A 24,824-nucleotide genomic window follows, 5' to 3' on the forward strand; every position below is an offset into this window, starting at 1 on the left:
AGGTGGACGATCTGTGGATCGAGACGGCGCCTGGCGTCTCTGTACCAACGCTCATTCAACACCCGGTCGAGCAGTCGGCGATGAGTGCGTTTGCCGAGAACCTGGCGAAGCGCAGTGCGTTGAAGTTTGCCGCTTGTCTGCCCACTGACCTGGCGGCTGCCGTGCTTGTGGGCAGGTCCCTGGATGAAGCGAACTTTCGACGGCTGGTGTCGGGATAGTGGGCGCGATGGCGCATTACGGCATGGCGGACGCTGGCCGGGGCAGGACCACGAAGCCGGCGGGAGTCGCACACTGGTCGGGCTGTTCCTTGGTGGCCTTGCTGCCATCGATGAGTACGAGGATCTTGTCGGCGAGGACCGCCAGCCCTTCCGACGAGCTCGGCAGGTCGCTACGAACCGTTTCCGGCACGATGATCTTGTCGGCGCCCAGCAGATCCGACCGGAAACGCATGAGCTTGGAACGCACCTCGTCTTTTCGCCCCAGGTCGTGGGGTGGCCCGGCAATGACCCATACCCAGCCATCGGCGTAGGAAAGCTCGCGGACCCCGAAGCCGCCCAGGTCGAGCGCGGCGACGCGATCAAAGGCATACGCATCGAGCCCTCTCAGGTGCAGCAGCATTGCCAGGTCAACGCCTTTCTTTCCCGCTGGATGCGGCAGCAGCGGCGCGCGCAGCCCGATCCAGATGTCCAGGGCCTCCGTCCTGGAGACGTTTACCGCCCCCTCGGCGTTGTAGGCGTGCGCTTGATTGCATTCCTTCTTGGCCTTCGCCCCTTGCTTGGCGGCTTTCTCGGCAGCGTCCTCGGCGGCCTCGATCGCCTGGCAGGCCGACCGGATCAGCGGCTGATCGGGTAGCGGTTTTCCGAACACGCTGTCGCAGTCGATCGGCCCGGACTGGGTGACCGCGACGTTCGCGGATTTGCCCGTCAGCCGGTCGATGACGCCGAACCGCTGCCGTTTCTTCTGCGGCGTGCAAACCGAGTCCCGGCTATGCGAACCAAAGGCGACGATCTTGCCGTCCGCCAGTCCCGTCAGCGCCTCAATGTCTCCCAGCTTGCTGCCTTTGAGTGCGACTTGGCGCTGGCTGGTCGGGTCTATGCCTTTGTCGCCGAGCCTGAACCAGAACAGTGATGCTTCCTCTTCATTGTCGCCGACCACCAGACAGCGGCCGGCTGTGCCGGGACAATCGATCAGCAGCGCCGCGGATGCCTCGCAGAGTGGCGCGGACCCGAGTGTTTGCGGCGCGAGCGTCTGCGCCGTGACCGGTGTCATCGCGAACATCGCGATAGCCGAGCAGATGGCTCCCGTGCGGCGGCTTGCCGCGTTTGCTGTGGTCTTCATGTTTCCCGGTTCAGTCAGGTGTCGGTTCTTGGGCGGGGGCGCACCCCCGCCCCTGCGCTGCTTCACACCACCTTGATCTCAACCTTGCGCGGCTGCGCGTGTTCGGCTTTGGGAATCGAGAGCTTCAGCACGCCGTTCTTGAACTCCGCACCGACCCGGGTCGCGTCCAGTTCCTTGGACAGGGTGAACACCCGCCGGTAGCGAGAGACGCTGACTTCCGAGTGGCTGGCTTCGATGCCTTCGGGCATCTCAAGATCAATCTCGCCTTCGATCGTCAGGGTGTCTGCTTCCACCTGCAGGTGGAGTTTGTCTTTCGGTACACCGGCCAGGTCGGCGTACAGCGTGATACCGGAAGCATTCTCGATGACGTCGACCGGCGGCAGCAGGGCGGCTTCCTCGCCGGTGGTCTGCTTCGTGACTGGGCTATTGTCGGACATGGTCAATCCTCCTTACTCAATGGTGATGCGGCGAGGCTGCGCGGACTGCTTGCGACCAATACTGATGCGCAACACGCCATCGCGGTATTTTGCGTCGACCGCACTCGGGTCGACGTCGTCCGGCAGGGTGACCACGCGCCGGAAACGGCCGGCGAAGCGCTCGTCGATATGGACGGTAGCGTCTTCGCCGGGCTGCTCCAGCTTGCGCTCGCCGGCAACGGTAAGAACGCCTTTCTCGATCTGCACATCCAGAGTGGCCGGATCGATGCCCGGGGCAAAGGCATAAACGTCGACGGACTGCGGCGTGCCGCCGACGTTCATCGCCGGGAAGCCGCCGCGGGCAATACCGCGAATGTTCGGGGACAGATGGAAACCCTGCTGCATCTCACGCTGCAGCCGATTCAACTCCGCCAATACGTCGCGGGGAAACAGGGAACGGTACATCATGTTCATTCCTCCATGCGGTGGGTGAGGGCGCCAGGGTCGGCGCCTTGAAACATAATTGGGGCCGGTCTGCCGGACTTCAATGTCTTGAAAAAAGCCGTCATCAATACCATTCTAGTAGTCTTGTTCAGTAGCCACAGTGAATCGAGGATCGCGCATGGAATTCAAGGACTACTACCAGATTCTGGGGGTGCCCCGCGAGGCCACGGCCGACGAGATCAAGAAGGCTTTTCGGAAACTGGCGCGCAAATACCACCCGGACGTTTCCAAGGAAGCGGATGCCGAAGCGCGCATGAAGGAACTCAACGAGGCCAATGCCGTGCTCTCGGACCCGGAGAAGCGCGCCGCCTATGACCAGTTGGGGCGCGGCTATCAACCTGGCCAGGACTTTCGCCCACCGCCCGACTGGGACGCCGGCTTCGAGTTCTCCGGCCACGGCTTTTCGCCGGGCGAGGCAGCCGATTTCTCGGACTTCTTCGCCGAGTTGTTCGGACGGACGGGAAGCCCGCATGGCTTTGCTGCCGGCCAGCGCACGCACTTCCACGCGCGTGGCGAGGATCATCACGCCAAGGTGCTGCTGGACATCGAGGATAGCTTTGCCGGCGCTACCCGGCAGATCTCGCTGCGGGCGCCGAAAACCGACGACCACGGGCGAGTCACCCTGGAAACACGCACGCTGAACGTCAGGATTCCGCAAGGGGTGCACGCCGGCCAGGTCATTCGCCTGGCGGGTCAGGGAGCGCCCGGCAGCGGCGGCGCACCGGCCGGCGACCTGATGCTGGAGGTCCGCTTCAAGCCGCATCCGCGTTTCCGCGCGCACGGCCGCGACCTTCATCTGACGCTGCCAGTGGCGCCATGGGAGGCGGCGCTGGGGGCGGTGGTGGCGGTGGACCTGCCGTCAGGCAGCGTCAAGGTACGCATCCCGGAAGGCGCACAGAGCGGCCGGCAACTGCGCGTTCGCGGCAAGGGAATCCCGGGTGCGCCGCCGGGCGATCTGCTGCTCGATATCCTGGTGGTGCTGTCGCCGGCCGATACGGCCAAGGCGCGCGCACTCTATGAAGAAATGGCGCGCGAACTCGCCTTCGACCCGCGCCGGCAAGGGAAGGAATGAACCATGCGCGACGAAGAGATCCTGATCGGTAGTCCGATGGAGAACACCTGGCTGACGCTGGAACAGGTGGCCGCCGCCTGCACTGTCGAACCCGGCTGGCTGCTGCGCCACATCGAGGAGGGGTTGTTTCCGCACGCCGATAGTGTTGCCGGCGTCTGGTGCTTTTCGAGCACCAGTTTGCTGCGTGCACGGCGCATGCGGCAGGTGGAGCGCGACTTCGATGCCGTGCCGGAACTGGCCGCCCTGATGGCTGACCTGTTGGAGGAGCTCGATGAACTGCGCGCCCGCGTCGAGCGGGCTGGGCCGGGCTGAATCGACGTGGCTCCGCTGACGTGGCGGCGCCACGCCTGGAGCAATCGGCTGCAGACCGTGCTGCTGCTGTTTGCGCTGCTCGGCATCAGTGGACTGGCGGGGGCCTTGCTGTTCGGGGTCCAGGGAATGGGGATCGCTCTGCTGGCGAGTCTGCTGGCCTTGCTGATCGAACCGGCGGCAGGAGCACGGCTGACCCTGACGCTCTATCGAGCGCGGCCGATCGCCGAGTATCAGGCGCCCGAATTGTGCGCTGTCGCGCGACAGCTCGCCGACATCGCCGGGCTACCGAGCCCGCCGGTCTTGCACTATGCGCCGACGCCGCTGGTCAACGCCTTTGCCGTCGGTCAGCGCAAGCGATCGGCGGTAGCGCTCACCGACGGCCTGCTGCGTGCGCTGTCCATGCGCGAGATTACGGGTGTCCTGGCCCACGAAATCGCCCACATCGCGCACGGCGACCTGCGCGTCATGAACCTTGCCGACTACATCAGTCGCCTGACCAGCCTGTTTGCCTTCGTCGGCCAGCTCCTGCTGCTGCTGTCGCTGCCGCTGATCCTGACCGGTAGCGCCGAGATCGACCTGTTTGCACTGCTGCTGCTCGTTGTCTCGCCGCATCTGGCGCTGCTCGCGCAACTGGGGCTCTCGCGTGTGCGCGAGTTCGATGCCGACCTCGAGGCTGTCCGCATCACCGGCGACCCGGCCGGCCTGGCCAGCGCTCTGGCCAAGATCGAGCGCGTCAGCCGCTCCTGGCGAAGCTGGCTTCTACCGGGTTGGGGCAATCCGGAGCCGTCCTGGCTGCGCACCCATCCCGCCACCGAGGAACGAATTTCACGGCTTCTGTCGCTGGCCGATGCTGGCCCTCGCCACTTGCCCCGGCAGGAGATTCCACCCCTGGCGTCCGGGATTTGGCGAACGCGCCGGGGGGCGCCGCGCTGGTATCCGGGCGGCTATTGGTACTGATTCGGCACTGATTCGCGACGTGAACTGGCGGGGCGATGGATCCGCCAGTAGCGCGCGGCCGCTCGGTAAGACTCGCTTAAGGATGGACCACTAAAGTGGTACCCGCACTTTTGGTTCCGGCCGGCACGGCGTTTGCAAGACCGGTAGCCGGAACCTCCATCCTTCACAGACCTTCACGAAAGACTGATCGAATGAACACGAGAACCGCATTCTCCGCCGCCACCCTGCTCGCCATCGCCACCGCTTTCGGCGGCGCCGCCTTCGCTGCCGATACGAAGGCTGCCGCTCCGGCGGCGGCCCCGGCGGCGACTGCTGCCCCGGCTCCGGCTGCCGCTTCGGCGCGCGAGATCACCAAGGAGCAGGCCATCGAAATGGCCACGAAGGCGCATCCTGGCGAAGTCACCAAGGCCTACGAAGACACCAAGAAGGGCAAGAAGACCTGGGAAGTGAAGATCAACGGTACCGATGGCAAGAAGTGGGAAGTGCATTACGAGATCAAGACCGGCGCTCTGGTTTCCGAGGAAGGCAAGTAGCCAGAAGACGCCTGATCCTCCTCGCCGATTCCTTCACTTGCCCCCGCTGCGACCGGCAGCGGGGCACCAACAGGCCTTGTCCGCGCCATGAGTACGTCCGATTCAAGCCAAGTCCCTGTCTGGGATCCATTGGTTCGTCTGTTCCACTGGATACTGTTCGTCAGTTTCTGTCTAGCGTATTTCTCGGAAGGCGAAGTCTTCGAAAAGGTCCAGGACCGTCTGGACGGTGAACTGCTCCAGACGATGCACGTCTGGGCCGGCTACACGATCGCGGGTTTGCTGCTGTTTCGCCTCCTGTGGGGCTTCATCGGGCCGCAACATGCCCGCTTCAGTGACTTCGTGTTCGGCCCCGGGGCGACCCTGGCTTATGCCCGAGACGTGCTGACGCTGCGCGCGCGCCGCTACCTCGGGCACAATCCGGCAGGCGGCGCAATGATCGTCCTGCTGCTGCTAGGCCTGGCCTCCACCATTCTCACCGGCTTGGCGCTGTACGCCGCCGACAAGGGATTGGGACCACTGGCGGGGCTGCTGCTGGAGAGCAGCGACGCGACGATCGACACCCTCAAGGAGGCGCACGAAGCGGCCACCAACTTCACGCTGCTGCTGGTCGCCGGACATCTGCTGGGCGTCGCCTGGGAAAGCCTTCTGCATCGTGAGAACCTCGTTCGCGCGATGATCACCGGGCGCAAGCGTCGTCAAACATCGGCCGGCGGCGATTGACTTGGCTGCCCCGATGCGAGGATACTCTCCTCGCTATCATTGACTTTCCGGCCCCGGCAACGGGGCAGTGGTGGCCCCGGCCTGCAGGCCGATTTGCGGCCGCTCGCTTCGGGGTTCGGGGAGGTCCAGGGTGCGTCCACATTCCGAATCAATGAACGACAGCGGGGCTCGATCATGGCGATACTGAAGGGTTTCGAAGAACTGGTGGTGACATCGCGGCCCGGTCAGGCGGCCGGGGGGCAGCTGAACGAGATGCGCGAGGGCTCGGTGCGCTGTCTGGGCCCGCATGGCCTGCACCGGATGGCTTACGTCGAGTGGGGCGATCCGGCGAATCCACGGGTCTTGATCTGCGTGCATGGGCTGACCCGCAACGGTCGCGATTTCGACGTGCTGGCGAATGCGCTGGCCAGCGATTACCGCGTCGTCTGCCCGGACGTCGTCGGGCGCGGGCGCAGTGATCGCCTGTTCTTCGCCGATGACTACGGCGTCCCGGTCTACGCCAACGACCTGATGACGCTGATTGCCCGCCTTGGTGTCGACTCGGTGCACTGGCTGGGAACCTCGATGGGCGGTCTGATCGGCATGTTCCTTTCCAGCCTGCCCGGTTCGCCGATCAGCCGCCTGGTGCTCAACGACGTCGGACCGACGATTGGCATGGATGCCTTGCAGCGTATCGGCGAATACCTCGGCAAGTCCCCGGATTTCACCGACCTCGCCGAGGCGGAAGCCTACGTGCGTACCGTCTGCGCGCCCTTCGGTGCCCTCACCGACGCGCAATGGCGCTACATGACCGTCGTCGGCACGCGTGCGAAGCCGGACGGCGGCTTCGAGATGAACTATGACCGCGCCATCGCGCAGCCGTACCAGAAGGCCTTCCTCGAAGCCAAGGAAATCAACCTGTGGCCGATGTACGATGCCATTCGCTGCCCGACGCTGGTATTGCGCGGCGCGCAATCGGACATTCTGATGCACGATACCGCTGCCGAGATGAGCACCCGTGGTCCCAAGGCTACGCTCGTCGAAGTGCCGTCGGTTGGCCATGCACCGATGTTCCTCGAGGAAGCCCAGGTGCGCATCGTCCAGGAGTTCCTGCTCGCCGATCGGCCCTGAGCGCAGTCCATGCCGTAGGCAGGGCGCGGCCGATATCCCTGAAGTTGCCCGCCCGCTTCGCCCGGTCGCCTGGCCATGAATCTTGCCCATCTCCTCGCCCGAACCGCGCGGGTCTGCCCGGAGAGGCCTGCGGTCGCGCTCGGTGAAGGCGAGAGTGTTTCGTACGGTGAATTGTTTCGCCGCGCGGCGGCGACCGCCGGGTGCCTGCGCTCCGCCCTGGGTTTGCGAACCGGCGACCGGGTCGCGCTGTTCATGGCCAATCGTCCCCGCTATCTCGAACTGCTTTACGGCATCTGGCACGCCGGGTTGGTCGCCGTGCCGATCAACAACAAGCTGCACGCGCGCGAGGTTGCCTTCATCCTCGAAAATTCGGCGGCCTCGCTCTTGTTCGTTGCTGGCGACCCAAACGACGATTGGCGCCTGTGGTGCGCAAGCGCTGCGGGCCTGCGCATCATCTCCGTCGATGACCCGGAAAGTCTGCGGCTCACCAGCGGCGAGCCGATCGCCGTCGTTCCGCGCGCACCCGAGGATCTCGCCTGGCTGTTCTATACGTCGGGTACCACCGGCCAGCCGAAGGGCGTGATGCTCTCGCAGCGCAACCTGCTGGCGATGACTCTGGCCTACTTCCCCGATGTGGACCAGGCGACGCCCGCGGACAGCATCGTCTACGCCGCGCCGATGTCGCACGGCGCCGGCATGTACAACTTCGCGCACGTGCTGGTCGGCGCGCGGCATGTCGTCCCGGCGTCTGGTGGCTTCGATCCGCACGAGATCCTGTCGCTGGCGCGGCGTTTCGGTCAGGTTTCGCTGTTCGCTGCACCGACGATGGTCCGCCGTCTGGTCGACCATGTCGCCGACCACGGCGCCGACTGCAGCGGCATCAAGACCATCGTCTATGGCGGTGGACCGATGTATATCGAGGATATCCGGCGCGCGCTCGACGTTCTCGGCGATCGTCTGGTGCAGATTTACGGACAAGGTGAAAGCCCGATGACGATCACCGCGCTGGCGCGTCGGCACCTCGCGGACCGCGCTCATCCGCGCTATCGGGAGCGCATCGCGTCGGTCGGTGTCGCACACAGCGTCGTCGAGGTCGTCGTCGCCGATGCCGACGATCAAGCGCTGCCTGCCGAGGAAATCGGCGAGGTCCTCGTGCGCGGCGACACGGTGATGGCGGGGTATTGGCGCAATCCCGAGGCGACAGCGGCGACCCTGCGCAACGACTGGCTGCACACCGGCGACCTCGGTAGTCTGGATGCCGACGGCTTTCTCACCCTCAGGGACCGTTCGAAGGACGTGATCATCAGTGGTGGCGCCAACATCTATCCGCGTGAAGTCGAGGAAGTGCTGCTGCGCCACGCCGCCGTGGCCGAGGTGTCGGTGGTCGGACGGCCGAGCGCCGAGTGGGGCGAGGAAGTCGTCGCTTTCGTGGTCTGGCGACCCGGCCTTTGCGCGCCGATCGCTGAACTCGACCGTCTGTGCCTCGGTTCGATCGCCCGCTTCAAGCGGCCGAGGGACTACATTCCCGTCGCGGCGCTGCCGAAGAACAACTATGGCAAAGTGCTGAAGACGGCGTTGCGGCGTCACTGGACGCAGCCAGGAGAGAACTGAAAATGGCCGGACGCTTGCAGGACAAGGTAGCCATCGTCACCGGCAGCGGTTCGGTCGGGCCGGGCTGGGGCAATGGCAAAGCGATGTCGGTGCTGTTCGCGCGCGAGGGTGCCAAGGTCGTCGGCGTGGATATCGACGCCGAAGCAGGCGCGGCGACGCAGCGGATCATCGACGATGAAGGCGGCACCGGCATCAGCCTCGTCGCCGACGTCACCCGCGCTGCCGACGTCGAGCGCCTGGTGGCGGCGGCGATCGATACCTATGGGCGTATCGACATCCTGGTCAACAACGTCGGCATCGCCATCGTCGGCGGCCCGGCGGAACTCGACGAGGCGACCTGGGATCGTCTGATGACGGTCAACGTCAAGAGTACCTATCTGACCTGTCACCACGTGCTGCCGGTGATGATCCGCCAGCACGCCGGCGCGATCGTGAATAACGCGTCGGTCGCCGTGCTGGGCTGGGCCGGGGTCAACTATGGCTTCTATGCGGCCAGCAAGGGCGCGATGGTGGCGATGACGCGGACGATGGCCATTCGTCACGCGCCCGACGGCATACGTGCCAATTGCGTCCTGCCAGGGCTGATGAACACGCCGCTGGTGCACGCCGCACTGACTCGCGTCTATGGCGAGGAGGGCGACATTGCCAACCTCATCCGCACGCGTGACGCCCAGTGTCCGCTCGGCCACATGGGCGACGCCTGGGACACCGCCTACGCGGCGCTCTTCCTCGCTTCGGACGAAGCCAAGTACATCACGGCCACCGAACTCGTTGTCGATGGTGGGCTGTCGGCGCGATTCGCCTAGCAGCTGCGGCGGATTGTCGAGTGCTTGCTGCTGGGCACGCCAGCCCAACAGACCGTGGCCCGACGGCCGCAGAGCGGTAGGAAAGACACAGGCGTCCACCGAACCTCCCGCCAAGACATCGTTGCTGAGATCAACGTCGGCGTTCCCGGGGTTTGGCGATTACTCTCCCGTACATTTCATGACGTCCTTCAGCGGGCATGTTCTGGACCTGTCGAGTCTGGCCAGTCTTGTCGCCAGTTTTCAGTTGACGAATCCCACCTACGGGAAGTTCGTCCCCACCGCGGCGTCGATACTGTCGCGCAGCGCCACCTTTCTGGGTATTTTCTTCCTGGGCGATTTCACGCCGGAATCGGACCTGGCAGGCTTCGAGCTGTCACCCACGAGCCTGCGCATCAGCCTCAACCAAAGCGGCTTGTCCATCAGTGAAGCCATTACCCTGAACTCCCCGCCGATTCGGATCACCGTCCCCGAGCCGGGTACGCTGTTTCTGTTGATGACGGGTAGCTTCGGTCTTCTCGGTTTTGGCTTGCGGCGTAAAGCCCAGGCGTGAGCCAAGCCCTGCCTGCGGCCGTCACCACGGGAGTCCCTGCGGCAGAAGGAGCGCGGTCAGCTCCTTCGTTTCCCTGTTTGCCTGCTCGGTGGTAGTCAGCCATAGGCCGTGCCGACGTTCGTCTGTAGCGATGGTTTGTTGAGGAGACGTGCGTTGTACCTCAGGCATCCCTGTTGAAGTTTCGCCCCGGGGCGGAGGAAGCCACTCATCGGTGCACCGCTTCGTCTGGCTCCTCGTCGATGCGCTTCACCTCCCTGCGTCCGAAAGCGCCGAAACTGCTGCTGAGTCTGTGCCGCGGATCATGGTCGGCGTATCCCAGTTCCGGTCGCCTTTCCCGCCCATTCAGGCGGCCAATTCCTGCACGATTGTTGACCGGGTTAACTTGGTTGGTGATATCCTTTGCCCACGTGGTGGGACAAACGAAGGGCCTCGCCCGTGCGTTTGTCCTGAGGCCTTGGTCGTCATCGTTCCCCAGTTCCTTGACCTTGGAGGCCCTCAATCATGCCAACCATGCAACCGGATGACCGGACCGTCCTGGAGGCTCAACAGTAGTGGTGGACAGTCTTGATACGAGTTGGCTGTTGGCTGCTGTCGCAGCGCTGCTGCTCATGGCCATCGCCGCCGCGGGCGGATTCTGGTGGAGCAGGCGTCGCCGGCAGCTGGTGATCACGACCTATGTGCCGTCTGCCTCAACCCCCGGCGAAAAAGTGGCCCTGGACAACTGGTTGCCGCGCATCGCGGAAGAACTGGGCGAAGTGAACTTCCTGCCGGTTGAGGCCGTGGCGGGGCCGGGTGGTGACCAGTTCGGCAAGGGACTGGCGTTGATGAAGGACGGCAAGTACCCGGCGGCTGCGAAGTGCTTCGAACGTGCCCTGAAGCTTGGTCTCACGGGGACTTACGTCTGCGGTGCGCTGTGTTTCCTGGGACGCATCGCTCTGGAACGGGGCGACCTGCAAAGGTCTGTCGAACTGTTCCTGAAGTGCCTGGCCTGGCCCAGCCTGACCGCTGAGGCAGCCTTTTCAGCGGCAGGCTATCTGCATCGTATCTATCAGTGTGCCGGCATGACACGCGACGCCGAGATCGCTCGCGGCATCGCTGCCCGTTGCAGCAGTGATCGCGTTTCCCTGAATCTGAGAGTGCTTGTAGATATCGAATCGCATGTCGAGCGTGCACGACGAGGTCAGCGACCTTCCGGTGCGCGTCGTGGACTGCGGTGGTTGTCGGGTCTCAACAGAGCACGTCTGACCGCAGCCCTGCGGCCCGATCGCTGATTTCGGGCGGCCCGCCCGGGTGGCCGCCACAGAGCGCCCGTTCCCGGCCCGGCTTGACGACTGACACGGCGTCAAGCGGCAGCCTGCAGGAACCATACCACCGACCACGCTGGCAGGCGGCCCTGGCTCAGTGAAGTCGCCGCGTCGCCAGGCTCGGACCAGAGGACGGCGCCTGCGGGTGCTTGCAGTCCGTCCAGTGGTGCCGGGCCGTAGTTGGCCAGCAGCGTCAATAGCGAATCATCTCCCAGCGTCCACTGGATCGACAGGCCTCCGTCGCCTGACAGTAGGTAGCGTATGCGGTCCTCATGCATCCCGCTCAGTCGTGGCGTGATTTCGCGACGACGCACCGCCAGCAGGCGGCGATAGAAGTACAGCCAGTCCGCATGCGGGGACCGTTGGATGCTACTCCAGTCCAGCTTGCAGCGCTGGAAGGTTGCCGGATCCATCGGGTCGGGGATGCGGGCGCGAGTCCTGGCCGTGCGAAACCCCTTGAGATGAGCAAAGGACTTGCGTCGATTGATGGCCACGTCCTTTACCAGGTCCGGGTTGAAATCGCAGAAGTACAGGAAGGGTTGGGCGGCAGCGAATTCCTCGCCCATGAACAGCGCCGGGGGCATCGGCGCGAGCAGTGAGGTGGCCACCATCGCACCCAGCGGGCGGGGGGGCGTCAACTGATGGAGACGTTCGCCGAGGGCCTGGTTGCCGATCTGGGCATAGTCCTGCAGGAAGGTGACGAAAGCGGTCGGCAGCAAGGGCTCTGACTCGCCCGCTGCTCCCCCCCTGCTCAAGCAGGCACCCAGTTGATCGAGCGCTTGAACGTCGGTGACCGCGCCTGACGGAGCCCCCGTCAACACGTCCTGCATGGCCTGCTGGGCGGCGTTGTTCCATACGGCCTCGTAGTGGCGGGGATCGCTGTGATCGGCCCAGCGCAAGTAGCGGGCGGCCCGCCGATCATGACTGAGCACGAGATGGCAATGACGGTGTTTGCCGGGCCCCTCGCGGACGGCGCGCGCAAGTGCCGCGAGCAGGTCCGCCTGTTCCTGCTCGTCCTGAAACAGCGCTGCATTCAGGCGCAGGCCGTCGAGATGGAACTCTTCCAACCAGTACAGCGCGTTGTGGATAATGAACTCGCGTCCGCCGGGTAGCGTGACGTCGATACTCCGACCGGCCAGGTTGGTCGCTTGTCTTGCGAAGAACTCCGGCGCGTAAACGGACAGGTAATTGCCTTCGGGACCGAAATAATGACAGGCGAGATCCAGCAGAACCATCAGCCCCTTGTGGTGGGCGGCCTGGATCAGTTCTTTCAGATCGTCCGGATGGCCATAGCTGGCGGCCGGGGCAAACGGCAGGACGCCGTCGAACCCCCAGTTGTGGGCACCGGCAAAGGCGCCGACCGGCAGTAGCTGGATCGCGGTGACGCCAAGGTCCACCAGGTAGTCGAGCCGCTCCCTGGCCGCCGCAAAAGTCCCTTGCGGAGTGAACGCGCCGACGTGCAGCTGATAGATGATTGCCTCCTCCCAGGGCCTGCCGCGCCAGCCGCGGTCGTTCCAGATAAACTGACCTGACTCCAGCACCTGGCTGGGACCGTGTACGCCCTGGGGATTGTAGCGGGAGGCCGGATCGGGCACTTCACCAAAGCCGTGGATCCGATAACGGTAGAGATCGCCTGCCGTGGCCCGATCACTGGTCAATTCGTACCAGCCGGCCTCTGTGCATGCCATGGGCAGCGTCACGCCGCCGCCGTGGGTGGTCTCGAGCAGCAGTTCCACCCGCTCGGCAGCCGGAGCCCAGAGGCGAAAGCGAATCCGGCCGCCCTCCAGGACTTGCGCGCCGAAAGGCATGAAATAGCGTCGGCGCAGCTGCGGCGGGGCGACTCGGTCGAATTGCCGCTGCTGGGAGAGCAGTGCCAGCGAACGACCCTCCAGGAGATACGACTGGTCGAGGATCTCCCGGCCGCGGCCATACTCGGGCTGGGTGGTGTCGAGCACGAGTGCACAACTTCCCTTCCACGGCAGAGCGAAGCGAATCGTCTCGTGATGGCCGTTGAGCAGCAGCAGCAAATCATCGTCCCTGGTCCACTGACCACCTTCATCCTGTTCTTCCAGTGCCTCGCCGATCAGGTACAGGCCGAAACTTCGGGCATGATGATGGTCCCAGTCGTCGTCGCTGATCTCGCTTGCGTCCGGATGCAGCCAGATGATGTCCCTGACACCCGTGCCGTGGATGCGCTGGCCCTGAAAGAAATGGCGACGCCGCAGGGCGGGATGCCTGTTGCGCAGGTCGATCAGGTGACGTGTGAATTCGAACAGCTCACGGTTGTCCGGCAGCCAGGCCAGTTGCCAGTCGACCCAGCTCAGCTCGTTGTCCTGACAATAGGCATTGTTGTTGCCTCGCTGGGTGCGTCCCATTTCATCGCCGGCCAGCAGCATCGGCACGCCTTGCGCGAGCACCAACGTCGCCAGCAGATTGCGCCGCTGCCGTTGTCGCAGGCGCAACACCTCGGTGTCCGTCGTATCGCCTTCGGCGCCGCAGTTCCAGCTGCGGTTGTGCGAGTCGCCATCGCGGTTGTCTTCGCCGTTGGCGGCGTTGTGCTTTTCGTTGTGACTGACCAGGTCGTACAGCGTGAATCCATCATGGGCGGTGATGAAGTTGATGCTGGCATAGGGCCGGCGCCCGCTGTGCTGATACAGATCGCTCGATCCGGTCAGCCGGTAGGCCAGTTGGCCCATCAGGCCACCCTCGCCGCGCCAGTAATCGCGGACCACGTCACGGTACTTGCCGTTCCACTCGGCCCAGCCGATCGGGAAGTTACCCACCTGATAGCCGCCCTCGCCGAGGTCCCACGGTTCGGCAATCAGCTTCACTTGCGACAGCACGGGGTCCTGGTGAATGATGTCCATGAAGGCGCCCAGTTGATCCACCTCATGGAGTTCCCGTGCCAGCGCCGCCGCCAGGTCGAAGCGGAAGCCATCGACGTGCATCTCGATCACCCAGTAGCGCAGGCTGTCCATGATCAGCTGCAACACTCGGGGATGCATCATGTTCAGGGTATTGCCGCAGCCGGTGTAATCCATGTAGTAACGGGGATTGCCCGCCGCCAGGCGATAGTAGGCAGCGTTGTCGATTCCCCGAAAGCACAGCGACGGCCCCATATGGTTGCCTTCGGCGGTGTGGTTGTAGACCACGTCCATGATGACTTCGATGCCGGCGGCGTGTAGCGTTTTGACCAGGTGCTTGAATTCATTGATATGTCCACTCGCCGAATAGCGTGGCTCGGGGGCGAAGTAGGCGATGGAGTTGTAGCCCCAGTAGTTCTTCAGTCCCCTTTCCAGGAGATGGCGGTCGTCTACAAAAGTGTGAATCGGCAGCAGCTCCACCGCTGTGACGCCCAGGCGTTTGAGGTGCTCGATCACCGGCGGCGTGCTCAGCCCGGCATAGGTGCCGCGCATGGCGGGCGGAATGTGCGGGTGGAGTTGGGTGAAGCCCTTCACGTGCAACTCGTAGATGACCGTCTGATGCCAGGGAACGTTGGGGTGTCGGTCCCCTTCCCAGTCAAACCCCGCATCGATCACCTGGCTCTTGAACACTCCGGGTGCGCTGTCGCGGCGGCTGAAGCTCAAGTCCTCTCGGGGGCTACCGATGCGATATCCGAACTGGGCGTCGCTCCAGTTGACGGCACCAACGATGGACTTGGCGTAGGGGTCCAGCAGCAGCTTGTGCGGGTTGAAGCGGTGTCCCTGCTCCGGACGGTAAGGACCGTGGACCCGGTAACCGTACAGTTGGCCGGGACGGACCTGTGGCAGATAGACATGCCAGATCTGATCGGTTTGTTCGTCGACGGCAATGCGCTGCAGTTCGCGCTGTCCCGTGGCATCGAACAAGCACAGTTCGACCTTTTCGGCGTGTTCGGAGAAGAGGGCGAAATTGACGCCTTGGCCGTCCCAGGTGGCGCCCAGGGGATAGGGTCTGCCGGGCCAGACGGCTGATATCAGTGCAGGTATGGGGTCAGAATAAGCCATGATCGATGCGTGGTTTTCTCTTGCTCGCATTTTACCCCACCTGACGAGGGCGCGCTGCGATCGGATTGCGGACACCTCGTCGTCACCATCAGAACGGCGCAGCGCTGAGATGCCCCGCACAGACGTTGGCTCGCACGCCCAACCGAGCCTCCGTCCCCGGGGCGCGGCCAACAGGTGGATTGTGGGGCGACTTGGTGGTCAGGCAACCCTCTTGCTCACCCGGGCGCCCGCCGGTTCCTGCGGCGCGAGTCTTCTCCGGGCGCCGCGAGCGTCGCTACGGGCCTTCGCACGGCACGGTGATTGACGAGCACCGGCTCTTCGACCGATACTTTCACACTCGCACGAATGGCGTTGAATCTTTGAGATTTCCGTTATTTATGGACAAGAGCATGGTCAAGCGCGGTCTGGCGGCCGAGACGGAAGCGTGGCTGGAGGACACGGCTTGGGGCCGCGGCCTGGTGGTGGAACCCGCGTTCGCTTCGCCTTTTTCTGTTGCTATGGCCGCCAGCCGGACGAAGCCTGTGCTGTCCCCGACGGATTCCGCATGAGCCAGATCGCCCAGCTCTCCGAAGCCGAGATCGAAGAGCGCTATTACCTCACCGGGGGAACGGCAATTGCGTTCACGCTCGCCGGCTTTGCGGAACATAAGGAATCGTTCTCCGTCCAGTTTGCCGGTGGCAGCGAACACTTCCTGACCATTCTGCTCGGCGTCCAGCCGGAAGCGGGCTGCCTGATCATCGACTGCAGCGGCAGTGTCGAGATCAACCGGCGCTTTCCGGAAAGCCTGCGCAATGTTTTCGTTGCCCGACCCGGAGGAATACATGTGCAGTTCACGACCGGCCAGGCGCGCGAAATCACCTTTCGCGGAGCCAGGGCGTTCGCCGTTCCGTTGCCGAAGTTCATCGTTCGCCTGCAGCGGCGCGAGGTTTTCCGGATCGAGACACCACTTGCTCGCCCGCTGCGGTTTCACGCGCGCCTTGCCGGCGGCCACTGGCTGACCCTGCCGGCGCATGACATCTCGGTCGCCGGTGTCGGTCTGAGTGCCGGCAACGACGCCAATCTGGAGGCGGGAATTGCCCTTGCCAATTGTCGCTTTGCGCTACCGGCCGAGCGGCACGAGATCCTGGTTCAGGCGGTCGTACGGCACGTGACGGCGCTGGAACTCCGCGCCGGCGTGACGCAGTGGCGGGTCGGGCTGCAGTTCGTCGATCTGCGTCGCGCCGACGACAAGCAGCTTCAGCGCTACATCGTCCAGGTCGAACACCAGCGCCACGAGCTGAGCTGAGGCTCGGGTCAGGTCGCCTCGGCGCACCGCCTGGCTGCATCCGTTGGCACGAGACTGGTGGCGGAAGCCGGTCGTCCGTGCGGCCGGCGTCGCCACCGCTACCTGAACGGAACGATCAGCTTGTCCCATCCTGAGCCGTCACCCTCGATGAGGCCGCCACTCTGACGAATCGCTGCGGCCACGCGCATTTCAAGCTCGGCCAGCAACAAGTCGGCGTCCCGTGCATCCCGGCGGTCGCCGATGCGGCGCCGGTCAGCACCACGGCGCCGGTCAGCTTCCGCGCGCCGGTCGGGCCTCGACCGGCGATCAGCCATCTCGGGCGATGACGCCGTCGAATGCTGGCGTGGGTCGGCTACCCCCTCATCGCGCATTGCACATCTCCTGGAATCTGGTTTGCTTCGCTTGCTCAGCCCTGTTCATCGGCTCCGCAGGGCAAGGCTACACACTACATGCCGGCGCCTTTGGACGACCACAGGGGGCGAGCACGGGGTGAGGCCGAGCACTGGGGGAAAAGTTCCGGATTTCCGCCAGTAGAACCACGATCCCCGGCTCACTTGGACTCGTTCGTTGCCGTATAAAGAGGCTGTTCCTCGCACCCGAACAGCGTCTTCCACGATGAGCGGTTGCCCGCCGCCAGCGACCGCGTTGCGGCCACTCCATAGTGTGCCACGGAACTCCGACTGTTGACCAGACGGGAAAGCCAGTATGTCACCAAGCGCGGTTCGGCTGCGCGTCGCAGTGCAAAAAAAGGGGTCGCCAAGGACCGTTCTGGGTCTGTCGAACGGTCCTTGGCGACCAGGGGAGCACTGTTGCGGAGGAGGAGAACACGCCGTCATGCGAGGCGCACCAATGCCCGCTGGCTGGCAATCGACTTCCTTCGTCGCCGGGCGTCGCGGTTCAGCAAGCGCGTGCCCGTCTTGCAGGCGATGCAGCGTCGTTGAATCAGGCGATGTCATGGCAGACGACGGAAAGGGTCACAAACAAGCGTGGATCATCATAGGCAGCGGCCAACTCGCCAGGCAACAAGGGTGAATCAGGTTTTACAGTCCGCCGGGTCTGTCGCCGGTCAGTTCGTCACCGGCAAGCGCTGTGTGTTGCGGCTTTCGAGTCGCGATCGCCCTGTCGACTTGCGTGGTGATTGCGCGTGATCCTGCTGGATCAGCACCGCGAACCGTCCGAGCGTGCGACAATGGCCGCTGCGCTCGACAGCGCTCGCCCGGCGGCTGAACGGCGCGTGCCGCGCAGTGGGCCGCGCGAAACGTGGCCAACGATCGGTTCGGGACGACCCAGAAACCACCTCCAGAGATGCAAGACGCCGGACAAGTCGTCCTCAGAGACATCGTCCTCGTCGGCGGCGGCCACAGTCACGTCGGCGTCATCAAGCGCTTCGGTATGCGACCGCTGCCCGGCGTACGCCTGACGGTGATCTGCACCGATACCGACACGCCGTATTCCGGGATGTTGCCCGGCTACGTTGCCGGCCATTACGCCTACGACGAGGTGCATATCGACCTGCGGCGTCTGGCCGAGTTCGCCGGCGCACGCTTCTATCGCGACGAGGTGATCGGCCTCGATCGAGACCAGCGCCAGGTGCTGTGCCGCGATCGCCCGCCGGTGCCCTACGACCGTCTGTCGATCAATATCGGCTCGATGCCAGCGGTCGGCCTGGTCGAAGGAGCCTCCGAGTACGCCGTTCCGGTCAAGCCGATCCGGCGTTTCAACGAGCGCTGGCTGGCCCTCCTCGAACGCGTTTGCCGGCACGCCGGACGGACGACGATCGCTGTCGTCGGGGCCGGGGCAGGCGGCGTCGAGCTGACGCTGGCGATGCAGTATCGCTTGCGTGGCGAACTGCAGAGGCGCGGGCGCGACCCTGACGCACTCGCTTTCCATCTCTTTGCCGCCGAGCGCGATATCCTCGCCACGCACAATGCCCGCGTGAGGCGTAGCTTCGAGCGCGTGCTGACGGAGCGGGGGGTCGTCGTGCATCGTGCCGCCGAAGTGAGCCGCGTATCTGCTGGGCGACTGTGTACCCGTGACGGTGAGACGCTGGCCGCCGACGAAGTCGTCTGGGTGACGCAAGCGGGCGCCGCCACCTGGCTGCGCCAGACCGGTCTGGCACTCGACGCCGCCGGTTTCATCGAGGTTCGCGCGACCTTGCAGACGGTCAGCGATCCGCTGATCTTTGCGGCCGGCGATTGTGCCGCGATGCTCGGCAGACCACTCGAGAAGGCAGGCGTCTTCGCCGTTCGTCAGGGCCCGGTGCTCGCCGAGAACCTGCGTCGATCGCTGCTCGAACGGCCCCTGCGTGTCTGGCGTCCACAACGGCGCTGGCTGGCGCTGATCAGCACCGGTGGTCGCTACGCCGTCGCCTCGCGTGCCGGGATGCATGCCGAAGGCGCCTGGGTCTGGCGCTGGAAGGACTGGCTTGACCGCCGCTTCATGGCCCGCTTTGGGGATCTGTTGCCGATGGCCGATCAAGCGCGTAGCCAGCGGGCGCCGGTGCCGCTTGACGAGAACGAAGCGCTGCAGGCGACATCGGCACTTGCCATGCGTTGTGGTGGGTGCGGCGCCAAGCTTGGCGGCACGCTGCTGTCGCGGGTGCTCGCGGCGCTTCACCCGATCGAGCGAGCGGACGTGCTGATCGGTCTGCGGGCTCCCGACGACGCGGCGATCGTACGCGTGCCACCCGGCAAGGCGCTGGTCCATACGGTCGATTTCTTTCGTTCTTTCATCGACGATCCCTGGCTGTTCGGGCGGATTGCCGCCAACCATGCGCTTGGCGACATCTTCGCGATGGGCGCGGAGGCGCAAACGGCGACGGCCATCGTCACGGTGCCGCCCGGCCTGGAGCGGAAGATCGAGGATAACCTGTTGCAGATGCTGTCCGGCGCCATAGCCGTGCTCGACGACGTGGGCTGCGCGCTGGTCGGCGGTCATAGCGGCGAGGGTAGCGACCTGGCGCTCGGCTTCGCGATCAACGGCCTCATCGACGAAAACCTGGCCGGCGTGTTGCGCAAGGGTGGCATGCGTCCGGACGACGTGCTGGTCCTCACTAAGGCGATCGGTGTCGGCACGCTGTTCGCCGCGCACGCCCGTCTACGCGCCAGAGGCCGCTGGATCGACCAGGCCCTGGCCGTGATGGCACAATCGAACGCGCCGGGCGCGCGCTGTCTGCGCGAGCATGGGGCGACGGCCTGTACCGACGTTACCGGCTTCGGCCTGCTCGGGCATCTGGTCGAAATGGTTGGCTCGTCGCGGGTGAGCGTGGAGATCGCTCTGGACGACTTGCCGGTTCTCGATGGTGCTGTCGAAACCAGCGCGGCGGGTATCGTCAGCTCGCTGCACGTCGCAAACCTGCGCGCACGCCGTTACCTGCGCAATCCGGAGCAAGGAAGCGGGCACCCGCATTACCCGTTGCTGTTCGATCCGCAAACGGCCGGCGGATTGCTGGCGAGCATTCCGCTGGCGAGGGCCGATGCCTGTCTGCGGGCGCTGCGCGCTCTTGGCTACGACAAGGCCGCCCGCATCGGTCGGGTTCTGCCGGCTGACGAGCACGCCGAGCCGATCTGTCTTCTGGCGCAGGCGCGGGCGAAGCCGTCGGGATGATCTGGCGTCGACCAGCGCCTGCGGCGGCCGGTAGGGCGGATTGTCATCCGTTGACGGGGCTCAGTCGTTGTTGAAAGAGGGTTCCCGGGTGGCTGCCCGGGTCACGCGAGAGTGAATCGCCGCGTTCTGCTTGCTCAATAGAAAGGTACGTGCATGAGAGTTACGATGATGGCGGCTTTGCTGACGTTCGCCGCGGCGTCCGCGATGGCGCAGGTTTCCGTTTCGGTCGGCGGTGCCGGCGGTGTCAACGTGAATACCGGCGGAGCAGGCGGGGTGAACGTCAACACCGGCAATGGCACCAACGTTACCACCGGCAAGACGACGACCAGCAGCAGGGGCAATGCCGTATACACCAACCCTGGACAGAGTTCGTCGTCGATCACCCACTCTCCGGGCACGACGGTCACCACTGGCAAGGGCGGCGATGATGACGCGAGCGGAATCAGCGTGGTGAATGGCAATGTGACGATCGACGGGGTGAAGGTTCCGCCCTCGGCCACTCGCTGGACCGGCAAGGACGGTACCAAGTACCGGATCAAGCGCTCCGGGAAAGGCAACGTCAGCGTCGAGGAAATCGACGACTGAGCGCTTCGGGCCGAGCGGATTCAGGCCGGTAGCGGTGCCGGCATGAAAGGAACACGACCGGTGGCGACATAAGCCTCGCAGCGCGCAATGTACTCGGAGGTGCTCCTGGGCATCGGCGTGCGCGCGCGGGCAATGTAGAAAACCAAATCCCGGCCGCTGCGCAGCAGCAGGAGTCCGTCGGAAACCCGATGCGCCAGACGGGCCGTGAGTCCCCCCTTCATGTTGGCCGCTTCTTGCGGAGTGAAATTGGCGAGCCGTTCGCAGGCCGTGACCAGTTCTGCCCAGACATCGAAGATGTCCGGGTCGGTGCGCAGGGTTTCGGCCTTGACCCGGGCGGCGCGGGCAAAATCGCGAACCAGCGGCTCGATCGCCGCAAAGGCTGGGATGCCGCTGAAGTTGGCGATCATCGCATCGGCAATGCGGTCGATGTCGCGCATGCTTTGGCCGATCTTGATGTAACGACTTTCGTAGAACTCCTCGATCGGGATCGAAAAGGCGCGGAAGGGTTCGCCCCAGAGTTCGTCGATTCCCTCTTCGCCGCTGCGATGGAGGACCAGATGGCCGAGGTCCATCGCATCGAGAAGACACTGGCCGCATTCGCGCATCAGGGCATCGTCGCTGCGGATTTCGATGCCGTCTGCCTGCAGTTCCACGAGTTTTCGGAAGATATCGGTAGCCCTGTTGAATAGCGCACCAGCAAGCATCGCGGCCTTCACCCGGCGCCTGCTCGGGTCGGCTTCCGCCTGATAGGCTTGGCGTGCTTCGCCGAGTCGGCAACCGGGGATGTTGAGGCCGTGTTCCGTGTGGTTGAACAAGCGGCGGGTGAGCGCTTCGATCAGCAGCTTCTTGGCTTGCAAGGAGTCGATCGGGACCGGGTAGGTCTTGATCCAGTAGCCGTCATAAAGGACGCGCTCTTCGCCATCGACGATCCTCCGCGTTCCCTCGGGAGGGATCGGATCACTGTTCGAGGCACGTTCGAGTCGGTGGACATTGCTCATCGCTGCAACCTTTGCAAGGAAACCTCTTTCAGAAAGCAATAATGATGCCCGGATTCGTCGGCTTTTCAAGTCTTTGAATTGAAGCGATCTGCACTCTAGCGTAGGTTCTCGTGGCTGTCTGTGCGGTCCACCACGGTGCTCGGGACGGCCGGGGAGAGCACCTTTCCGAGGCGCTGCCTGGCTTGTCATCCAGCATGTGCGACGAGGGAGAACAGGATTCCGATACGCTGGTCGGCGAAACGCCTCCAGCGACGGCCTCCTCTTGCCGGTGTCGTCCGCGAACGGCGCGACCCTGGCCGATGGGCCGCGCCGGTCAGGAAGTGGGCAAACACACGACAACCTCCAGTCCGCCGTCGGGCGCCTCGCCCAGGAGGACTTCACCGCCACAACCGGCGGCGATTCGCCGGACGATCGCCAGGCCCAGCCCGCAGCTGCCATTGGTCGCCCGCGCGGGCTCGAGTTGGGCGAAGGCCTCGAGCGCACGCTGGCGATCCGCCTCTGCGATTCCGGGCCCGTGATCACGCACGAGCAGCCTGGCGAGCGACTCGCCAGCCATGCTGAACTCGACGTGCACCGGTGGCACACCGTGCTGGAGGGCATTGTCGATCAGGTTGTCGAGGAGACGCTGCAGATTACCCGCGGCGATCGCGACCTTGCGCGGCTCGGCGGCGGCGCTGATGGTCAGCTCGATGGCCCGGCCGAGCTCGCGCTGGCGGGCGACCCCGTCGCGCAACAAGGCGGCGATGGCCAGCGGCACGGGTGCTCGATCGGCCTCCTCGCTGCGCAGGAACTGCAGACACTGGCCGACGATCCGCTCCATGTCGTCCAGGTCATGCGCGATGCCGGCGCGCTCGGTATCGCTGTCGAGCAGCGCCAGGCGCAGGCGCAGGCGGGCCAGCGGCGCCCGCAGGTCGTGCGTCAGACCGGCAAGCATCTCGCGACGCTCGGCGGCGGCTGTCGCCAACTGGTCGAGCATCGTGTTGTGGCGGGCGGCAAGCCGTCGGACTTCGCGTGGTCCGTCAGGCGTCACCCGCTGTGCCGCGCCGTCACCCGTCGCCGCGACGGCGTCGCCGAGACGTGCCAGCGGGCGGACGATACCTCTCACGAACAAGCCGGCGATCAGCAGCACGGCAGCCAGCGTCCCGGCCAGGCCCAGCCACAGATCAGCCGGGAGTTCCTGCGGCTCGAAACGCGGTGGCGGCAAAATCAGCCACCAGCGCTCGCCACCGGCGAGGAAACCGATCCACAGGCCCGTACGCTGCCCCGGCCCGCCATGCCTGAGCAGCACCGGTTCGCCGAGACGTTCGCCGAGTTCGAGCGCGAGGTGGCGGGCAAAGCGGAATCTCGGCTGATGGCGCGGTACGTGACTGTCGTCGGGACCCAACTGCAGGCCCCGCTCGCCGGCATCGGCGCCACTCAGCTGGCGGCGTCCCGCGGCGTCGAGGCTGGGCAGGACGATCTGCAGCAGGCGTACCTGACTGGCGATCAACTGAACGGTCTGATTGAGGTGCGATGTACGTCGAAAATGCCCGATCAGCGACAGCGTAGCGAACTCGGCCACGGCGATGACCGCAACCACCAGGAGCACGGTGCGTCCGGCAAGCGAATTGGGGAAAAGTCTCACGGGTCGGCGCTGCCGGCGCTTGCTGCATCGGGAACAAAGACATAGCCGACCCCCCAGACGGTCTGCAGATAGCGCGGGTGTGCCTGATCGACCTCGATCAGGCGACGCAAGCGGTGAATCTGGACATCGATCGCACGGTCGAACGATTCCGTGCTTTCACCGCGCGTCAATTCGAGCAGGCGTTCGCGCTTCATCGGGCGGTTGGCATTGGCGACGAGTGCGTTCAGCAGCGCGAATTCGCCACTGGTCAGTGCTACCACCTGGCCGTTCCTCGACAACTGACGGGCGCCGCGGTCGAAAAGCCATTCGCCGAAGCACACCAGGCCACCTTCGGGATCAGGCGCCGCCGCCGGGCGCGTGCCGCGACGCAGGACAGCCTCGATGCGGGCGACGAGTTCGCGGGGGTCGAAAGGCTTGCCCAGGTAATCGTCGGCACCCATCTCCAGGCCGATCACCCGGTCGACCGGTTCGTCGCGCGCAGTCAGCATGATCACCGGCAGCGTCTCGCCGCGGGCGCGCAGACGGCGGCAGGCGGCCAGACCGTCCTCACCGGGAAGCATCAGGTCGAGCACCAGCAGGTGGGGTTGATAGCGTTGGAGAAACGCATCGAGCTGGCGAGTGTCGGGCAGCAGCAGCGTGTCGAAACCATGCCGTCCGAGATAGGTGGCGAGCAGGGGACGCAGTTCGGAATCGTCGTCAATCAGCAGGATCTTCTTCATGGTCGTGATGCCTGTGGGTACCCTTGTCATTCTATGCCTCCCTGCCGGGTGGTTCCGAACAGGGGAAACAATTTGCAAAGACCTGTCACCGCTCGGAAATCGTTTGCAACGGCAGGCGAAGCAGAATGACGACATCGCGGGAGGTGGCAAACAGCATCTCACGGCGCGATCAATCAATCTGATATAAGGAGTCTTTACATGAAATCGAAATTCTCCCCGCGTATTCTCGTTGCTGCAGTGCTTCTCGCCCTCGGCGTCGGCGGCACGGCTTTCGCCATGAATCCGGAGCGCTGCGGTGCCGGCGGTGGCCGGATGGAGCAGCGGATGGCTTACGGCATGAAGGAGATGTCCCGGCTGCACGACGAACTCAAGCTCGACGCGAGGCAGGAGGCGATCTGGCAGGAGGCCGACAAGGCCGGCAAGGCAAGCATGAATGAAATGCGCGACCAGCGGCGCAAGCAACACGAGGAAGTACTGGCCGCCGTCAGCCAGCCGGGCGCCGACCTGCGCGCCATCGCCAGGCAGATGGACGCGCTCAAGGATGCCGGGCGCAAGCAGCACGAGGCCAATCGCGACCGCTGGCTGGCGGTTTACGACAGCCTTGACGCGACGCAGAAGGAGAAGGCGCGCCTGTTCTTCAAGGGCAAGATCGAACACATGGGGCAGTGGGGCAGATTCGGCCCCGGCGGCCCGCCTCGCAACTGAGTGCCTCGAGTGGTGTCGATTGGTCTGTTGCCGACATCGCCGGCCCCGCCGTCCAGCTCTGACTGCTGTCTGGCGGTGGCGGG

General features: G+C 64.7%; 24 protein-coding genes and 1 pseudogene. 16 read left to right on the forward strand and 9 right to left on the reverse strand.

Annotated elements, in window-relative coordinates; genetic code table 11:
* Positions 1-2: 2 nt before the first annotated feature.
* Positions 3-218 carry a hypothetical protein gene (locus tag CAP2UW1_RS07880; RefSeq protein ID WP_291933917.1) on the forward strand — a complete coding sequence of 72 codons (216 nt, stop codon included), beginning with the start codon at positions 3-5 and terminating at the stop codon, positions 216-218.
* Between the two features lie 16 nt (positions 219-234).
* Here the strand turns inward: CAP2UW1_RS07880 and CAP2UW1_RS07885 are convergent, their stop codons facing one another.
* From CAP2UW1_RS07885 to CAP2UW1_RS07895, 3 genes are all read right to left on the reverse strand, one after another.
* Positions 235-1,338: a hypothetical protein gene (locus CAP2UW1_RS07885; protein WP_041567760.1), complete on the reverse strand. Its 1,104-nt coding sequence runs from the start codon at positions 1,336-1,338 to the stop codon at positions 235-237.
* Between the two features lie 62 nt (positions 1,339-1,400).
* Positions 1,401-1,775 carry an Hsp20/alpha crystallin family protein gene (locus CAP2UW1_RS07890; protein ID WP_015766113.1) on the reverse strand — a complete coding sequence of 125 codons (375 nt, stop codon included), beginning with the start codon at positions 1,773-1,775 and terminating at the stop codon, positions 1,401-1,403.
* 12 nt (positions 1,776-1,787) lie between these two features.
* Complete coding sequence (locus CAP2UW1_RS07895; protein WP_041568260.1) at positions 1,788-2,219, reverse strand: Hsp20/alpha crystallin family protein; 432 nt, start codon at positions 2,217-2,219, stop codon at positions 1,788-1,790.
* 157 nt (positions 2,220-2,376) lie between these two features.
* Between CAP2UW1_RS07895 and CAP2UW1_RS07900 the strand changes: the two genes are divergently transcribed.
* From CAP2UW1_RS07900 to CAP2UW1_RS07945, 10 genes are all read left to right on the forward strand, one after another.
* Complete coding sequence (locus tag CAP2UW1_RS07900) at positions 2,377-3,330, forward strand: DnaJ C-terminal domain-containing protein (RefSeq protein WP_015766115.1); 954 nt, start codon at positions 2,377-2,379, stop codon at positions 3,328-3,330.
* Between the two features lie 3 nt (positions 3,331-3,333).
* Entirely contained in the window at positions 3,334-3,642 is a 309-nt protein-coding gene (locus tag CAP2UW1_RS07905; protein WP_015766116.1) for a chaperone modulator CbpM, read from the forward strand.
* A 6-nt stretch (positions 3,643-3,648) separates the two neighbouring features.
* Positions 3,649-4,599 (forward strand): zinc metalloprotease HtpX, encoded by a 951-nt coding sequence (locus tag CAP2UW1_RS07910; RefSeq protein WP_015766117.1) that lies wholly within the window; start codon positions 3,649-3,651, stop codon positions 4,597-4,599.
* A gap of 191 nt (positions 4,600-4,790) precedes the next feature.
* Entirely contained in the window at positions 4,791-5,132 is a 342-nt protein-coding gene (locus tag CAP2UW1_RS07915; protein ID WP_015766118.1) for a PepSY domain-containing protein, read from the forward strand.
* Between the two features lie 87 nt (positions 5,133-5,219).
* The gene (locus CAP2UW1_RS07920; protein WP_015766119.1) at positions 5,220-5,852 is read left to right on the forward strand and encodes a cytochrome b/b6 domain-containing protein; all 633 of its coding nucleotides are present in this window, start codon (positions 5,220-5,222) and stop codon (positions 5,850-5,852) included.
* A gap of 174 nt (positions 5,853-6,026) precedes the next feature.
* Positions 6,027-6,962: an alpha/beta fold hydrolase gene (locus CAP2UW1_RS07925; RefSeq protein ID WP_015766120.1), complete on the forward strand. Its 936-nt coding sequence runs from the start codon at positions 6,027-6,029 to the stop codon at positions 6,960-6,962.
* A gap of 75 nt (positions 6,963-7,037) precedes the next feature.
* Complete coding sequence (locus CAP2UW1_RS07930; protein ID WP_015766121.1) at positions 7,038-8,573, forward strand: AMP-binding protein; 1,536 nt, start codon at positions 7,038-7,040, stop codon at positions 8,571-8,573.
* A gap of 2 nt (positions 8,574-8,575) precedes the next feature.
* Entirely contained in the window at positions 8,576-9,379 is an 804-nt protein-coding gene (locus CAP2UW1_RS07935; protein ID WP_015766122.1) for an SDR family NAD(P)-dependent oxidoreductase, read from the forward strand.
* Positions 9,380-9,557: 178 nt separating this feature from the next.
* Positions 9,558-9,929 (forward strand): PEP-CTERM sorting domain-containing protein, encoded by a 372-nt coding sequence (locus CAP2UW1_RS25450; protein WP_015766123.1) that lies wholly within the window; start codon positions 9,558-9,560, stop codon positions 9,927-9,929.
* A gap of 581 nt (positions 9,930-10,510) precedes the next feature.
* Positions 10,511-11,200 carry a tetratricopeptide repeat protein gene (locus CAP2UW1_RS07945; RefSeq protein WP_199931599.1) on the forward strand — a complete coding sequence of 230 codons (690 nt, stop codon included), beginning with the start codon at positions 10,511-10,513 and terminating at the stop codon, positions 11,198-11,200.
* Positions 11,201-11,271: 71 nt separating this feature from the next.
* Here CAP2UW1_RS07945 and CAP2UW1_RS26035 read toward each other — a convergent pair whose 3' ends face one another.
* Positions 11,272-13,041 (reverse strand): DUF3459 domain-containing protein, encoded by a 1,770-nt coding sequence (locus CAP2UW1_RS26035; protein WP_081444123.1) that lies wholly within the window; start codon positions 13,039-13,041, stop codon positions 11,272-11,274.
* 57 nt (positions 13,042-13,098) lie between these two features.
* Positions 13,099-15,219, reverse strand: a pseudogene (gene glgX, locus CAP2UW1_RS26040) (glycogen debranching protein GlgX); the annotation flags it as partial.
* A 296-nt stretch (positions 15,220-15,515) separates the two neighbouring features.
* Between glgX and CAP2UW1_RS26045 the strand changes: the two are divergent.
* Positions 15,516-15,767, forward strand: a complete 252-nt coding sequence (locus CAP2UW1_RS26045; protein ID WP_412566862.1) for a hypothetical protein — start codon at positions 15,516-15,518, stop codon at positions 15,765-15,767.
* Complete coding sequence (locus tag CAP2UW1_RS07960; RefSeq protein ID WP_015766127.1) at positions 15,764-16,504, forward strand: flagellar brake protein; 741 nt, start codon at positions 15,764-15,766, stop codon at positions 16,502-16,504. The genes CAP2UW1_RS26045 and CAP2UW1_RS07960 overlap by 4 nt, the downstream gene beginning before the upstream one ends.
* Before the next feature lie 98 nt (positions 16,505-16,602).
* Here the strand turns inward: CAP2UW1_RS07960 and CAP2UW1_RS07965 are convergent, their stop codons facing one another.
* Positions 16,603-16,875, reverse strand: coding sequence for a hypothetical protein (locus tag CAP2UW1_RS07965; protein WP_015766128.1), 273 nt, complete (start codon positions 16,873-16,875; stop codon positions 16,603-16,605).
* 934 nt (positions 16,876-17,809) lie between these two features.
* Between CAP2UW1_RS07965 and selD the strand changes: the two genes are divergently transcribed.
* Positions 17,810-20,110 (forward strand): selenide, water dikinase SelD, encoded by a 2,301-nt coding sequence (gene selD / locus CAP2UW1_RS07970; RefSeq protein WP_015766129.1) that lies wholly within the window; start codon positions 17,810-17,812, stop codon positions 20,108-20,110.
* A gap of 153 nt (positions 20,111-20,263) precedes the next feature.
* Positions 20,264-20,695 (forward strand): hypothetical protein, encoded by a 432-nt coding sequence (locus CAP2UW1_RS07975; protein ID WP_199931600.1) that lies wholly within the window; start codon positions 20,264-20,266, stop codon positions 20,693-20,695.
* Positions 20,696-20,715: 20 nt separating this feature from the next.
* On the opposite strand, the gene CAP2UW1_RS07980 is transcribed toward CAP2UW1_RS07975, so the two are convergent.
* The 3 genes from CAP2UW1_RS07980 to CAP2UW1_RS07990 all read right to left on the reverse strand — a co-directional run bounded on the left by CAP2UW1_RS07980 (position 20,716) and on the right by CAP2UW1_RS07990 (position 24,036).
* Positions 20,716-21,693 (reverse strand): hypothetical protein, encoded by a 978-nt coding sequence (locus CAP2UW1_RS07980; RefSeq protein ID WP_015766131.1) that lies wholly within the window; start codon positions 21,691-21,693, stop codon positions 20,716-20,718.
* A gap of 313 nt (positions 21,694-22,006) precedes the next feature.
* Complete coding sequence (locus CAP2UW1_RS07985) at positions 22,007-23,317, reverse strand: ATP-binding protein (protein ID WP_015766132.1); 1,311 nt, start codon at positions 23,315-23,317, stop codon at positions 22,007-22,009.
* Positions 23,314-24,036 carry a response regulator gene (locus CAP2UW1_RS07990; RefSeq protein ID WP_041567762.1) on the reverse strand — a complete coding sequence of 241 codons (723 nt, stop codon included), beginning with the start codon at positions 24,034-24,036 and terminating at the stop codon, positions 23,314-23,316. Before CAP2UW1_RS07990 ends, CAP2UW1_RS07985 begins: the two co-directional genes overlap by 4 nt.
* A gap of 198 nt (positions 24,037-24,234) precedes the next feature.
* Between CAP2UW1_RS07990 and CAP2UW1_RS23615 the strand changes: the two genes are divergently transcribed.
* Positions 24,235-24,741, forward strand: a complete 507-nt coding sequence (locus CAP2UW1_RS23615) for a periplasmic heavy metal sensor (RefSeq protein ID WP_015766134.1) — start codon at positions 24,235-24,237, stop codon at positions 24,739-24,741.
* Positions 24,742-24,824 lie beyond the last annotated feature (83 nt).

The organism is Candidatus Accumulibacter phosphatis (genome assembly GCF_000024165.1).
GTDB lineage: Bacteria > Pseudomonadota > Gammaproteobacteria > Burkholderiales > Rhodocyclaceae > Accumulibacter > Accumulibacter phosphatis.

What these genes read in the sequence shown, in the direction of transcription:
- CAP2UW1_RS07905 (WP_015766116.1), top strand. Translation starts at nt 3,334, where the DNA reads ATGCGCGACGAAGAGATCCTGATCGGTAGTCCGATGGAGAACACCTGG.
- CAP2UW1_RS26035 (WP_081444123.1), bottom strand. Translation starts at nt 13,041, where the DNA reads ATGCCTTTCGGCGCGCAAGTCCTGGAGGGCGGCCGGATTCGCTTTCGC.
- CAP2UW1_RS07925 (WP_015766120.1), top strand. Translation starts at nt 6,027, where the DNA reads ATGGCGATACTGAAGGGTTTCGAAGAACTGGTGGTGACATCGCGGCCC.
- CAP2UW1_RS07895 (WP_041568260.1), bottom strand. Translation starts at nt 2,219, where the DNA reads ATGTACCGTTCCCTGTTTCCCCGCGACGTATTGGCGGAGTTGAATCGG.
- CAP2UW1_RS07920 (WP_015766119.1), top strand. Translation starts at nt 5,220, where the DNA reads ATGAGTACGTCCGATTCAAGCCAAGTCCCTGTCTGGGATCCATTGGTT.
- CAP2UW1_RS25450 (WP_015766123.1), top strand. Translation starts at nt 9,558, where the DNA reads ATGACGTCCTTCAGCGGGCATGTTCTGGACCTGTCGAGTCTGGCCAGT.
- CAP2UW1_RS07930 (WP_015766121.1), top strand. Translation starts at nt 7,038, where the DNA reads ATGAATCTTGCCCATCTCCTCGCCCGAACCGCGCGGGTCTGCCCGGAG.
- CAP2UW1_RS07965 (WP_015766128.1), bottom strand. Translation starts at nt 16,875, where the DNA reads ATGCGCGATGAGGGGGTAGCCGACCCACGCCAGCATTCGACGGCGTCA.
- selD (WP_015766129.1), top strand. Translation starts at nt 17,810, where the DNA reads ATGCAAGACGCCGGACAAGTCGTCCTCAGAGACATCGTCCTCGTCGGC.
- CAP2UW1_RS23615 (WP_015766134.1), top strand. Translation starts at nt 24,235, where the DNA reads ATGAAATCGAAATTCTCCCCGCGTATTCTCGTTGCTGCAGTGCTTCTC.
- CAP2UW1_RS07980 (WP_015766131.1), bottom strand. Translation starts at nt 21,693, where the DNA reads ATGAGCAATGTCCACCGACTCGAACGTGCCTCGAACAGTGATCCGATC.
- CAP2UW1_RS07900 (WP_015766115.1), top strand. Translation starts at nt 2,377, where the DNA reads ATGGAATTCAAGGACTACTACCAGATTCTGGGGGTGCCCCGCGAGGCC.
- CAP2UW1_RS07960 (WP_015766127.1), top strand. Translation starts at nt 15,764, where the DNA reads ATGAGCCAGATCGCCCAGCTCTCCGAAGCCGAGATCGAAGAGCGCTAT.
- CAP2UW1_RS07890 (WP_015766113.1), bottom strand. Translation starts at nt 1,775, where the DNA reads ATGTCCGACAATAGCCCAGTCACGAAGCAGACCACCGGCGAGGAAGCC.
- CAP2UW1_RS07975 (WP_199931600.1), top strand. Translation starts at nt 20,264, where the DNA reads ATGAGAGTTACGATGATGGCGGCTTTGCTGACGTTCGCCGCGGCGTCC.
- CAP2UW1_RS07935 (WP_015766122.1), top strand. Translation starts at nt 8,576, where the DNA reads ATGGCCGGACGCTTGCAGGACAAGGTAGCCATCGTCACCGGCAGCGGT.
- CAP2UW1_RS07885 (WP_041567760.1), bottom strand. Translation starts at nt 1,338, where the DNA reads ATGAAGACCACAGCAAACGCGGCAAGCCGCCGCACGGGAGCCATCTGC.
- CAP2UW1_RS07990 (WP_041567762.1), bottom strand. Translation starts at nt 24,036, where the DNA reads ATGAAGAAGATCCTGCTGATTGACGACGATTCCGAACTGCGTCCCCTG.
- CAP2UW1_RS07915 (WP_015766118.1), top strand. Translation starts at nt 4,791, where the DNA reads ATGAACACGAGAACCGCATTCTCCGCCGCCACCCTGCTCGCCATCGCC.